General features: G+C 72.0%; 10 protein-coding genes. 5 read left to right on the forward strand and 5 right to left on the reverse strand.

The features are described 5' to 3' along the window. Window positions 1–43: 43 nt before the first annotated feature. From M1203_RS24160 to M1203_RS24180, 5 genes are all read right to left on the reverse strand, one after another. Window positions 44–1099 carry an alcohol dehydrogenase catalytic domain-containing protein gene (locus M1203_RS24160; protein ID WP_249951879.1) on the reverse strand — a complete coding sequence of 352 codons (1056 nt, stop codon included), beginning with the start codon at window positions 1097–1099 and terminating at the stop codon, window positions 44–46. 97 nt (window positions 1100–1196) lie between these two features. Then, window positions 1197–2330, reverse strand: a complete 1134-nt coding sequence (locus tag M1203_RS24165) for an acyl-CoA dehydrogenase family protein (RefSeq protein ID WP_249951880.1) — start codon at window positions 2328–2330, stop codon at window positions 1197–1199. A gap of 96 nt (window positions 2331–2426) precedes the next feature. Further along, entirely contained in the window at window positions 2427–4928 is a 2502-nt protein-coding gene (locus M1203_RS24170; protein ID WP_249951881.1) for an ATP-binding cassette domain-containing protein, read from the reverse strand. Between the two features lie 11 nt (window positions 4929–4939). After that, the gene (locus tag M1203_RS24175; RefSeq protein WP_249951882.1) at window positions 4940–5809 is read right to left on the reverse strand and encodes a branched-chain amino acid ABC transporter permease; all 870 of its coding nucleotides are present in this window, start codon (window positions 5807–5809) and stop codon (window positions 4940–4942) included. A 233-nt stretch (window positions 5810–6042) separates the two neighbouring features. Continuing rightward, window positions 6043–6843: an SDR family NAD(P)-dependent oxidoreductase gene (locus M1203_RS24180; RefSeq protein ID WP_249951883.1), complete on the reverse strand. Its 801-nt coding sequence runs from the start codon at window positions 6841–6843 to the stop codon at window positions 6043–6045. 106 nt (window positions 6844–6949) lie between these two features. On the opposite strand from M1203_RS24180, the gene M1203_RS24185 reads away from it, so the two are divergent. The 5 genes from M1203_RS24185 to M1203_RS24205 all read left to right on the forward strand — a co-directional run bounded on the left by M1203_RS24185 (window position 6950) and on the right by M1203_RS24205 (window position 12150). Next, complete coding sequence (locus M1203_RS24185) at window positions 6950–7987, forward strand: NAD(P)-dependent alcohol dehydrogenase (protein WP_374403905.1); 1038 nt, start codon at window positions 6950–6952, stop codon at window positions 7985–7987. 425 nt (window positions 7988–8412) lie between these two features. Then, a complete protein-coding gene (locus M1203_RS24190; protein WP_249951885.1) occupies window positions 8413–9294 on the forward strand; it encodes a cyclopropane-fatty-acyl-phospholipid synthase family protein in 882 nt (293 codons plus the stop codon). Window positions 9295–9582: 288 nt separating this feature from the next. Beyond that, a complete protein-coding gene (locus M1203_RS24195) occupies window positions 9583–10944 on the forward strand; it encodes a ferric reductase-like transmembrane domain-containing protein (RefSeq protein WP_249951886.1) in 1362 nt (453 codons plus the stop codon). An 11-nt stretch (window positions 10945–10955) separates the two neighbouring features. Continuing rightward, window positions 10956–11390, forward strand: coding sequence for an FMN-binding protein (locus M1203_RS24200; RefSeq protein ID WP_249951887.1), 435 nt, complete (start codon window positions 10956–10958; stop codon window positions 11388–11390). Next, window positions 11383–12150 carry an FAD:protein FMN transferase gene (locus tag M1203_RS24205; RefSeq protein ID WP_249951888.1) on the forward strand — a complete coding sequence of 256 codons (768 nt, stop codon included), beginning with the start codon at window positions 11383–11385 and terminating at the stop codon, window positions 12148–12150. Before M1203_RS24200 ends, M1203_RS24205 begins: the two co-directional genes overlap by 8 nt. Window positions 12151–12175: the final 25 nt, after the last annotated feature.

The raw sequence follows: 12175 nt of genomic DNA on the forward strand, positions 1-12175 counted from the left end.
CTCATCGAGATCGGCCCGGCGATGCCCCTTGGGACCCGCCAGGTCAACCGCCGCTCTCCACCGGGATGTCGACGAGAACCTTGAGCCGCCGCCCGTCGCGGACGTCGTGCAGCCCCGCGCGGGCGTCGGCGAGCGGGATGTGGTCGAGCCAGCCGTCCGTCGGGTAGTGCCCGGCGGCCATCTGCTCGATGACCCGCTCGAAGACGCCGTCGGGGTACGCCTCGCAGCCCAGCAGGGCGAGTTCGGCCAGGCGCACCACGGAGGCGTCGATGGCGACCGGGCCCGAGTACAGCGCCACCATCACGACCGGCGAGCGGGCGGCCACCGAGCGGATGGCGGTGTCCAGCGCCTCCGGCCGGCCCGCGCACTCGATGGCGGTGTCCACACCACGCCCCCGGGTGTGCCGCATCACCCGCTCGACCACATCGTCCGCGCCGGGATCGAGTACGCGGGCGCCATGCCGCCGTGCCGCCGCACGACGGGACGGCGAGGGCTCCACCACGACCACGTCGTGGACGCCGTGCGCCCTGAGCGCGAACAGCGCGCCCATCCCCACCGCGCCCGCCCCCGTCACCAGCGCGCTGCCGCCGGCGCGCACGCGGGCCCGCTCCACGGCGTTCAGGGCCACCGCCATGGGCTCGACCAACGCGCCCTGTTCCAGCGAAAGGCCGTCGGGCAGCAGATGCACGGAGCCGGCCGGCGCGAGGACGTACTGGGCGAGTCCACCGCCAGGAGAGGTCACCCCGATCGCCGCCAGGGCCGTGCACAGATGGGAGAGTCCGGATGCGCAGCGCGGGCAGACCCCGCAGGTGCGGATCGGCCGTACGCAGACCCGGTCGCCGGGCGCGACCCGGTCGACGCCATCGCCGCGGGACACCACGGTCCCCGCGAACTCGTGCCCCAGCGTCTGCGGCAGGGTGGCACCGGTCAGCGGGTTGGGTTCGTGCGTGGCACGGGGCGTCTCGAAGTACTCGTGCACATCGGTGCCGCAGATCCCCGCGTATGCCACGCGGATCTTCACCTCGCCAGGACCCGCCTCGGGTTCGGGCATCTCCTCGATCCGCAGGTCCTCGGCTCCGTACAGCCTGGCGGCCAGCATCATTCCCCCTCGGGATCGCCTCCGTCCGGCACCCTGAGCGCGCCGGCACACTGAAGGACTCGAACTGAAGGACTCGAACTGAATTGACTTCGTTCGCTCAGCCGGGGGCCCGGGAGGTGAGACCGACGAGTCCGGCGAGGCGGGCGCGGTGCCCGCCAGCGGTACCGAACAACACCTCAGCGCTGCGTGCCCGTCGCACGTACAGGTGCGCCGGATGCTCCCAGGTGAAGCCGATCCCGCCGTGCAGTTGGACGTACTCGGCCGTCGCGAAGCGGAAGGTCTCGGAGCAGACCACGGCGGCGGCTCCGGCGGCCACCGGAAGCTGCGGCGACGCGAGGGCGACACAGGCGGTCGCGTACGCGGACGCGGAGCGCGCCGCCTCAAGGGCGACCAGTACATCGGCCAGCCGGTGCTTGACCGCCTGGAAGGAGCCGATGGGGCGCCCGAACTGGCGGCGCTCCTTGACGAATTGGACCGTGGCGTCCAGTACGCGGCTGCTGCCGCCGACCTGCTCTGCCGCGAGCGCGGCCCGACCGGCGTCGAGGGTCGCCGCCACCCCGCCCGACTCACCCACGAGCGTGGCGGGTGCGCCACGGAACTCCACGAGCGCCTGGCGGCGCGTCTCGTCCAGGACACGGCGCGGTGTCCGCGCGCAGCTGTCCGCGGCCGGCTCGCAGGCGAACAACCGGGCCCCGTCGGGTGTCCGGGCCCGCACCAGGATCAGATCCGCACCGGCGCCGTCGAGCACGAAGTCCGCCGCACCACGCAGCACCCATCCCGCACTCCCCCGCTCGGCGCCGATGCCGGGCTCGCCACCGTGGAAGCCGGCCACGGTCGCGGTGAGCGTGCCGTCCGCGATCCGCGGCAGGTAGCGCTCGCACGCCCGCCGGTCCCCGTTGGTCAGCAGGGTGTGCGCGGCGAGAACCACCGTGGGCAGCAGCGGGGCGCAGCACAGCGCGCGCCCGGACTCCTCCAGGGCCACGGCGAGTTCCGCGAAGGTGCAGCCGGACCCGCCGTACTCCTCGGGAATCGCCAGCCCGTGCACACCGATCTCGCCCGCCATCCGCGCCCACAGCGCTTCGTCGTGCCCGCGCGGGGTGGCCAGGTGCTCGCGGACGTCCTCGGGCTCGCTCACCGCGGTGAAGAAGTCCCTGAGAACGGCGCGGAGTTCCCGTTGTTCCTCGGTCTCGGACAGCAGTTGGGGGTCGATCTCCGGGTGACGGGGGTGCATGGCGTCTCCATCGTGCTTGTGTCGTACCGGGGTTGCTTGTGTCGTGCCGGGGTTGTTCGTGCCGTACCGGGGGTGTGAGGAGGGCAGCACCGGACCTCAGCCCTGCGCGGCGGCCACGGGAGCGTCGTCCTGCCCGTCGAAGTAGGCACGTTCGGCTCGGGCGAGGAACATCGGGTCGGCGGGCTCGCCGCTGACGGCGATGCCACCCTCGTGCAGCACGACGACCTCGTGGCAGGCGGACGCGGCGCGGCCGAGCGACTGCTCCAGCAGGACGACGGTCATGCCTTCGCGGGCGAGCAGGCCGAGGCGGGCGTACACCTCGTCGACCATCGCCGGGGACAGGCCGAGCGCCGGTTCATCGACGATCAGCAGGCCGGGCCGCGCCATCAGGGCCCGGGCGATCGCGAGGATCTGCTGCTCGCCTCCGGAGAGTCCGGCGGCGGGCATGCCCATCCGCTCGCGGAGCCGCGGCGGCAGCCACTCGGCGGTCTCCGTGAGCCGCGCCCGCAGCTCCGCTCCCCTGACGCCCGCGGCGTACGCGGCGACCTCCAGGTTCTCCCGCAGGGACAGCGTCTTGAACAGGGCGCGGCCTTCGGGCACCAGCGCGCTACTCAGGTCTCCCCTCATCGCGCGCCGGCCCCGGGTGGGCGAGAGCGTACCGTGCAGGATCCGGCCCAGTGTGCTCTTGCCCGCGCCGTTGGCGCCGACGACGCCGACCACGCTGCCCCGGGGAATGGTGAGGTCGACCCCACGCAGAGCGGTGATCCCGCCGTAGGCGTGGTCCACACCGTGGAGTTCCACCGCAGCGCCCTCGCCACCGTCCCGGCACGGGAGTTCGCCCCGCATTCCGCTCTCGCCCAGGTAGGAGGAGCGCACCAGGGGATCGTCCAGGATCTCGCCGGGCTCGCCCTCGCCGATCGGGCGGCCGAAGTCGAGGGCGACCACCCGGTGGGCGACGGCGAACAGGTCGTCGAGGACATGGTCGATGATCACAACAGCGGTGCCGCGCTCCTGCTGCCGTACGATCTGGCGCGCGAGCAGGGTGCGTTCACTGGCGTCGAGTCCGCCGAACGGCTCGTCCAGGATGAGCAGTTCGGGCTCCTCGGCGAGCGCCCTCGCCAGGTCCAGACGCTTGTGCAGGCCGAACGGCAGCTCGTCCGGGTAGCGGTCCGCGACGTGCGCGAGGCCCACGCTGTCCAGCAACTCGACGGCTCTGGCCCGGTTGCGCGCGGTGATACGGCGACGGGTGCACAGCACGTTCTCCAGGACTGTCAGCTCGCCGAACGTCTCCGCGTGCTGGAAGGTGCGCCCGATACCGAGCCTGCGACGGGCGGTGGCGCGGGTCTTCAGCAGGAGCCTGCCGTCGTACCGGGCGCTGCCCGCCACCCGTCCGCCGCCGACGAGCCCGGACAACACGTTGAGCAGTGTTGTCTTGCCGGCGCCGTTGGGCCCGATGATCGCGAGGGTCTCACCGGCCCGTACGGACATCGAAGCGCCTTCGAGTGCCCTGAGGCCGCCGAAGGTGACCGCCACCTCGTCAAGTCGCAGCAGCTCGGGTGCTGTTGCCGCGGGCGCGGGCACGGACCGCGGGGCCTCTTCGGGCGGCGCCGCCTGAGTCGGGGGCTGCTGGGCGGAGGGCCGCCGCGACCGGCGGGCAAGCCGCCCGAGGAAGGGCACCACTCCGCCCGGCAGGAACAGCAGCGCGCCGATGAGCACAACCCCTTGGAGGACGGGCTGCGCCACACCGACGCTCTCGGCCGCTGTGGGCGCCCAGGTCAGGTACGCGCCACCGACGACCGCGCCCAGCACCTTCCCCGCGCCGCCGAGCACGCACGCGGCGATCAGCGAGATCGCCAGTGCCAGCGAGAACGGGTCCGGGCTGACGAACCCGACGACCAGGGCCAGCAGCACACCGGCCAGCGCGGCGAACGCGGCACTCACCGCGAAGGCAAGGGCCGACTGGGCCTCCGGCGCGATGCCGATCGAACGGGCGGCCATCGGATGGGACTTGGCCGCGACCAGCCTCATCCGCAAGGCGCTGGGACGGGCCAGCGCGGCCACCGCGAGCGCGACCCCGGCCACGCCCACCGCGATGTACTGCGCCTGTGTACCGGCGCCGGCCAGTGTGCCGAGGCCCAGTGCGCTGTCCAGCCTCTCCATCGCGATGCCCTGGTCACCGCCGGTCACGCTGGTCCACTGGCCCATCACCTCCAGCGACACCATGGTGAACGCGAGCGTCAGCAGAGCCACGTACAGCATCGAGAACCGGGCGCCCGCGGACCCCAGAAACGCCCCCAGGGCGGCGCCGCATCCGGTCGCCCCGAGCACCACGACCTCCAACGACCAGCCGTGCGTACTCCCGTACGCCGCGAAGTAGGCGCCCAGGGCGAAGAGCGCGGGATGCGCGATCGACCAGATACCGGCCCACCCGGCGAGCAGATTGACCGAGAGGACGAGGACGGTGTACACGGCCGCGAGCCCCACGGAGTACGCCTGGTACGGAGGAATGACCCCGGCGTTCAGTACGACGATGAGCAGGGCCGCGGCGAGTGGCCCGAGTGCCGCCTTGGCGAGGTTGGTACGGCTGACGACAGACATGGACCGCTCCCTCAGACCCGCTGGAACGTGCGTACGCCGAAGAGCCCCTGGGGGCGGATCAGCAGCACGAGGATGGTGAACGAGAACACAAAGCTGTCGCGGTAGCCGGCCGAGACGTAGCTCGCGGCCAGGTTGTCCAGCACGCCGACCGTGAGCCCGCCGATGACCGCGCCGTACATGCTGGTCAGGCCACCGAGGAAGATCCCGGCGAAGGCGCGGAACAGCGGTGCGCTGAGCACTGTCGGCACCAGTCCGGCCCGCGGCGCGTAGAGGAAGGCGGCGAGCGCGGCGAGACCGAGCCCGAGCGCCCAGGCGATCCGGGCGATGCGCTGCGAACCGAGTCCGAGGATCTGAGCGGTGTCGGCGGACTCCGCGACGGCGCGCATGGCGGAGCCGATGGTCGTGCGCCCGAAGAGATACGCCACCAACGCCATGGCCACGGCCGCGACCGCGATGGTCAGCAGACTCTGCGTGGGGATCGCCGAGTCCCCGAGCGAGACGGATCCCTCCACCAGACTGGGGAAGAGCCGAGGCTGGTCGTCCCAGATCGTGCTGATGACACTCTCGGCGATGAGCGAGACGCCCATGGTCATGACGAGCGCGGAGAGCAGCTCTCCCTGCGCGAGCCGTCTGATCACCGTCTCACGGGCGACCAGGCCGGTCGCCGCGGTCACGACGATCGCGGCCACCGCGGTCAGCAGCAGCGGCACGCCGCTGTCGTACAGCGTCAGCGCGGCGTACAGCCCCACGGTCGCCAAACTGGCGAGCGCGAAGTTGACCACGTCCGTCGCCCGAAAAATGATCACCAGCCCGAGGCCCATCAGGCCGTACACCGCGCCGCTGGCGAGACCACTCACCAGGACGAGCAGGAACTGATCCACGTCGACCGTCTCCTCGCGCCGGGCGCCCGCACGCCCCGGCATCTCAGCGTCGCCCGAGCGCATTGCAAACTGAACTCAATTCGTGAACGGTAAGCATCGGGTCCCGGGCGGGCAATACCCCTGCACGAGTTGATTGGGCGGGGCAGGCGGGAACGGCCGGCCGGGGCCCGGCCCAAGCCCCCGCCCCAAGCTCCCGCGCCGAGGCTCGGGGCGGGGCCGTTGGGCAGGCCCGCTCAGGCCGTGAAACGACCGCCGTTGGCGAGCAGCACCGCGCCGACCAGGTTCGCCGCGGCGTCGCTCGCCAGGAACAGGGCGATGTCGGCGATCTCCTCGGGTGTCGCGTACCCGCGCACCCGCGGATCGGCGAAGCCGGCGCGCAGCGCCTCGGGTGTACGTGCCGCCATCCCCGTCCGCGTCGGACCGGGCGCGACCACGTTCACCCTGATCCCGGACGCGATGGCCTCCTTGGCCACGGCCTGGCTCAGCGCGTGCACCCCCGCCTTGGAGGCGGCGTAATGGGGATAGCCGGCCGGTGTGTCGAAGGCCGAGGAGGAGCCGATGACGACGATGACACCCGCCCCGGCCGGGCGCATCGCCCGAACCCCGGCGCGCAGCACATGGAACGTGCCGTCCAGGTTGACCCGCATCATGCGCCGCCAGGCCGCGTCGGTGAGCCTGTCGGTCACCCCGGGCGGTCGGCCCGCGACCAGCGCGTCCGCGATCCACTGCTTGACCTGCGGGTCGTCGACCCCGGCGGCGTGCACCAGGATGTCGAGCCGGCCGTACTCCCGCAGTACGTCCTCGACGGCGCCGTCGACCTCGGCCGCGTCCGCCACGTCGAGTGCGACCGCCCGGCCGGCGGGCAGCCTTTCCGCGACGGCCGCGACGGCCTCGCGGTTCACGTCGGCCAGCACAACCGCTCGCACCCCGTCGGCGGCCAGTTGCCCGGCGACTGCCGCACCCATGCCCGAGCCGGCTCCTGTCACCATCGCGATCCTGCCTTCGAACCGGCCCGGTCGCGCGTCCCCGCTCATCCTGTACACCCCTTCTTCCTTCTTCCGCGACTCCTGATACTGAACTGACTTCGTCTCTGTTATCGTCGCCGTCGTCGTCGAATTGACAAGACCTTGGACGGTGGGTGTGAAGGCGGTGCGGCTGACGGCATGGGGACGGGAACCGACGCTCGCCGAAGTCGAGCGGCCGGTCCCCCGCGAGGCCGAGGTGCTGGTACGGGTGGAAGCCTCCGGACTCTGTCATTCCGATCTGCATGTCGTCGACGCGGCTCCGGGCGCGCTCCCCTACCGGCCGCCGTTCACCCTCGGCCACGAGGTGGCCGGGCACGTCGCGGCCCTCGGTCCCGACGCGACCGGGCCGACGGTGGGCGAACGCGTCGCGCTCTACGGTCCCTGGGGCTGCGGGGTCTGCGCCCGCTGTGCCTCCGGCCAGGACAACTACTGCGACCGGCGCGGCGGCCTCGGGTGGCACGGGGCCGGCCTCGGCAGGGACGGCGGGATGGCCGAGTACGTCCTCGTACCGTCCGTCCGCCATCTCGTGCCGATCGGCGACCTGGCGGCCCGGCAGGCGGCACCGCTCACCGACGCGGGCCTGACCTCCTACCATGCCATCGCGGGACTGCGGCACGCGCTCGGCGAGGGCACCAACGCGGCGGTCATCGGCATCGGCGGGCTCGGCCACCTGGCGGTCCAGATCCTGCGCGCGACCACCCCGAGCCGGGTCCTCGCGGTCGACATCCGCGAGGAGGCCCTGGCCCTCGGGCACCGGTCAGGCGCGCATGTCGGCACCCTCCTACGGGCGGACACCGCCCGTACGCTGAAGGCGCGAACCGGAGGCGCGGGGGTGGACGCCGTGCTCGACTTCGTCGGCAACCGCGCGACACTGGAACTCGCCGTCGACATCCTGCGCCCTGGTGGAGAACTCGCGCTGGTCGGCAGCGGCGGCGGTCAATTGACGGTACGCAAGCCGGGGTTCCTTCCCCCGGGCTTCCGGCTCTCCCTGCCTTTCTGGGGCACCCGGCCCGAACTCACCGAGGTCATCGCGCTGGCACGCTCAGGGACACTCGACGTCGCGACGGAGGAGCATCCGCTGTCCGCGGCGCCGGAGATCTTCGGTCGCCTGCGAGCGGGCCGGGTACACGGGCGGGCCGTGCTGGACTGCTAGGGCGTGTCTTCAAAGTAGCGCCGTCCGCCCGCAGGGCGGGCCTGGCGGCGTCCGGTGCGTGCGATCGCAAGGCGGAGGGTCTCCCCAGTACTGGACGTACTGGGGTGATCCGACAACGCGGCGAGCGTGCGTGCCGGGCGTCGCCAGGCAGGCGGGACTTCGAAGACACGACCTAGGGCCTGTCCGGCGGATCTTCGTGGATCAGCCCGCGGCGTACTTGGGCGACTCCGACAACGCGGCGAGGCGCGGTGCCAGGCGTCGCGGGCCCGCGAAGATCCACCGGACAGGCCCTAACCCTCGCGCGGCCGACCGTGTGGCGTGTGCGGCAGGCGTGGTGAGAGTTGTGGGCGGGACAGGAATCCGAGCCGCCGGTGTGGCTGTTTCCCGCGCAGTGGCGGCGGTGATACCTCACTATCGTGACCACCATGGCAGCGGACGACACACCCCAGAGCACTCAGACCGCCCCTACATCCGGAGAAGTCGGCGCCTCGTACGACGAGTTCGGCGACCTTTACGGAATGATCCTCGGCGACTCCGCCATCCACATCGGTATGTGGACGCCCCCCGGCGGACCCGCCCGCGCCTCCACGCTCCTCGATCTGGCCAACCTCGCCATGGACCGCCAGACCGACCATTACATCGACGCGCTGGACCTCGGCCCGGGGGACCACCTCCTCGATATCGGCTGCGGCACCGGCGGCCCCGCCGTGCGCCTCGCGCGCTCGACCGGCGCCCGGGTCACCGGAATCACCGTCAGCCACTCCCAGATCCCGCTGTGCGAGACACGGGCCCAGGAGGCGGGACTGCGCGACCGGGTCGCCTTCGTCCACGGCGATGCCATGGACCTGGGCGAGGAACACACCGACGCGTCGTACGACGCGGCCTGGGCCATCGACTCCTTCCCCCACATGTCCGACCGCCTCGCCGCACTGCGCCACGCCTGGCGGGTGCTGCGCCCCGGCGGACAGCTGCTGTTCACCGAGTTCACCCGCCGCGGCGAGCCCAGCCCCGAGCACCTCGCCGTCTACCGCGCGGTGTGGACCTCACCACCGCCGCAGACCCCGGCCACGCTGCTGGAACGGACGGCGCGGGCCGGATTCGAGCTCGTACGGCTGGAGGACCACACCCACAACGTCATGGTGAGCGGCCAGCTCATGGACGTCCTCTACCGCGACCACCACGAGGAGATCCTGGAACGTTACGGAGCCCACACCACCGCGCAGATGGACGCCGCGATGCCGCTACTGCGCGAGTTCGTCAACGACCACCTCGGCTACTACGTCTTCCTGCTCCGCAAACCGCGGTGAGACAGCGCGCCGGCGGACCGGTCGGCGCCACCACCAGGGTGGGTGCGGACGCCTTCGCCAGGTCGGTCCGGACGTCGACGCGGGACCTCAGGTCGAAGTCGGGCGGCGGCCGGCGGCGGTGGCGGCCCCTACGAAGGCATATGTGATCTTGGGCGGCACGCTGCCGCCATCCGACCGGATCGCTGCCGACCGGCGGTCGGCGAGGGCCCAGTTTCAGAGGGTTCTCAGAAGTTCGGCTGTGAGGCTGGCCGCCCGTCAGCGGAAGCGACCGCCATCCGGAGGATCACCATGACCGCCGCGTTCACCACCACGCCCGCGGGCCGCGGGCTGCGCCACCGGCGCCCGCGCCGCGATGTCGTGCCCCTCGCGGCGCAACTGACGATCTGGGCGGGCGCCGCCGGGGTGCTGGCCCTGTGGTGGAGCGACACGAGCGCGGTGATCGGCCCGGCGGGCTGGCTCACCGGCGCGGGACGCATCACCGGTCTCCTGGCCGGTTACGCCTGCGCCGTCCTGCTGGCCTTGATGGCACGCATGCCGCTCCTGGACCACACCGTGGGCACCGACCGGCTGGCCCGCTGGCACGCCTGGGGCGGCCGGTGCACCATATCCCTGGCCCTCGCCCACACCCTGCTGATCATCTGGGGATACACGCTGAGTTCGCACACGAACGTGGTGAATCAGACCTCCACGCTCGTGCTGCACTACCCCGACCTCCTCAAGGGAACGGCCGGCTTCCTGCTGTTCCTGGCCGTCGCGGTCCTCTCGGCCCGCGCCGCCCGCCGCAGAATGAGCTACGAAACCTGGCACTATCTCCACTTCGCCACCTACCTGGCGGTCTTCCTCGCCTTCGGGCACCAGCTCTCCAACGGCGCCGACTTCGTCGGTAACCGCCCGGCCCAGATCGCCTGGTACACCCTCTTCATCACTGTCGCGGCGCTGGTGGCCTGGTACCGGTTCGCCGCCCCCGTCCGGCGCGGGCTGCGCCACCGCCTGCGCGTCACCGCGGTCCAGCCCGAAGCCCCCGGCGTGGTCTCCGTCCACCTCACCGGCGACCACCTGAACGAGCTGGGCGGCGAGCCGGGGCAGTTCCTGCGCTGGCGCTTCCTGACGCGCGGCCTCTGGTGGACGACCAACCCCTACTCCCTCTCCGCACCCGCACACCCCCACCAGCTGCGCATCACCGTGAAGACCGCCGGTGGCCACAGCGCCGCACTCGCCCACCTGAGGCCCGGCACACGGGTGTGGGCCGAGGGACCCTACGGCGGCTTCACGGCGAACCGCCGCACCGCCCTCAAGGTGCTGCTTCTGGCCGGCGGAGTCGGTATCACACCCCTGCGCGCCCTCTTCGAGACCCTGCCGGGCCAGGTAACCCTCGTCTACCGGGCGCGCCGCGCTGCCGATCTGGCCCTGCGCGGCGAACTCGACACGATCGCCGCCCGCCGACGGGCCACCGTGCACTACATCGTCGACGAACCCGCCGAGTTCTCCTCACCCCTCACTGCCCGGGGTCTGAGCGCCTTGGTGCCGGACCTGGCCGCGCACGACGTCTATCTGTGCGGACCACCCGGCATGGCACAGGCCGCGATCCAGGCGCTGCGCGATGCCGGTGTACCGGCGCGGCGCATCCACCACGAGTCGTTCGCGTTCTGAGGAGAACCGTCATGCGCCGCGCCGTCACCGCCACCACCGGGATCAGTGCCCTCGTCGTCGCCCTGCTCGCCCTCAAGCCGCATCAGCTCCCCGCACTCGGCGCGGTGGCTCCGCGTTCCCCCACGACCTCGCACCCTTCGGCGGGCACCTCGCCGGGCACGCCCACCGTGACGGGCACGTTCACCGGGGATCCCATCGACACCCAGTACGGGACCGTGCAGGTGACCGCCACCCTCACGAAGGGAAGGATCACAGCGGTCAAGGTGCTCCGGGCCCCGGACCAGAGCGGGCGCGACCAGCAGATCTCCGCCTACGCGCTGCCCCGCCTCACCCAGGAGGCGATCGGCGCCCAGAGCGCACACATCGACGCCGTCTCCGGCGCCAGCTACACGAGCCAGGGCTACATCCAGTCCCTCCAAAGCGCCCTGGACCAGGCCCATGCCTGACGCCGCACCCGGGCTGCGCCACGTCGAGCACGTCATGGGCACCGTCTTCTCCTTCGACATCCGCGACAGGCCCACCACCGCCATCCACCGCGCCCTCGACGAGGCCGTGCACCATCTCCACCGGGTCGATGCCGTCTTCTCCACCTACCGGGCCGACAGCCACATCCGCCGCCTCGACCGCGGCGAGATCCGCTTGGAGGACTGCCCGCCCGAAGTCAACGAAGTCCTGTCCCTGTGCGCACAGGCCGCCCAGGTCAGCGACGGCTGGTTCAGCAGCACCCCCGCGGGAACCCTCGACCCTTCAGGGCTCGTCAAGGGCTGGGCCGTCGAAGCCGCTTCCCAACTCCTCCACGAAGCCGGAGCACAACACACCTGCGTCAACGGTGGTGGCGACATTCAGCTCCGCGGCCCGGCGGCTCTCGGCATCCCGTGGCGCATCGGTATCGCCCACCCCCTGCGCCCCGGCGAACTGGCCACCGTCATCGCCGCCCACCATGATCTGGCCATCGCCACCTCCGGTACTGCCGAACGCGGCGCCCATATCCTCGACCCGCACCGCGCCACACCCGCCACCGGGTACGCCTCCCTGACCCTTGTCGGCCCCCGCCTGACACTGACCGACGCCTACGCGACCGCCGCTTTCGCCAGAGGCGACGGAGCACAGGACTGGGTGCGAGCGCTGGACGGCTACGAAGCCCTCGCGATCCTGCCCGACGGTCAGGAGTGGCGCACACCGGGATTCCGCCGACTCGGATCATGAGATCCGCGGGCGCGGCGCGCGGCTC

It is taken from the genome of Streptomyces sp. 35G-GA-8, assembly GCF_023534745.1.
Lineage (GTDB): Bacteria > Actinomycetota > Actinomycetes > Streptomycetales > Streptomycetaceae > Streptomyces.

Coding starts and splice junctions, on each gene's coding strand:
- M1203_RS24160 (WP_249951879.1), bottom strand. CDS start 1,099: ATGCTGGCCGCCAGGCTGTACGGAGCCGAGGACCTGCGGATCGAGGAG.
- M1203_RS24165 (WP_249951880.1), bottom strand. CDS start 2,330: ATGCACCCCCGTCACCCGGAGATCGACCCCCAACTGCTGTCCGAGACC.
- M1203_RS24170 (WP_249951881.1), bottom strand. CDS start 4,928: ATGTCTGTCGTCAGCCGTACCAACCTCGCCAAGGCGGCACTCGGGCCA.
- M1203_RS24180 (WP_249951883.1), bottom strand. CDS start 6,843: ATGAGCGGGGACGCGCGACCGGGCCGGTTCGAAGGCAGGATCGCGATG.
- M1203_RS24190 (WP_249951885.1), top strand. CDS start 8,413: ATGGCAGCGGACGACACACCCCAGAGCACTCAGACCGCCCCTACATCC.
- M1203_RS24195 (WP_249951886.1), top strand. CDS start 9,583: ATGACCGCCGCGTTCACCACCACGCCCGCGGGCCGCGGGCTGCGCCAC.
- M1203_RS24200 (WP_249951887.1), top strand. CDS start 10,956: ATGCGCCGCGCCGTCACCGCCACCACCGGGATCAGTGCCCTCGTCGTC.
- M1203_RS24205 (WP_249951888.1), top strand. CDS start 11,383: ATGCCTGACGCCGCACCCGGGCTGCGCCACGTCGAGCACGTCATGGGC.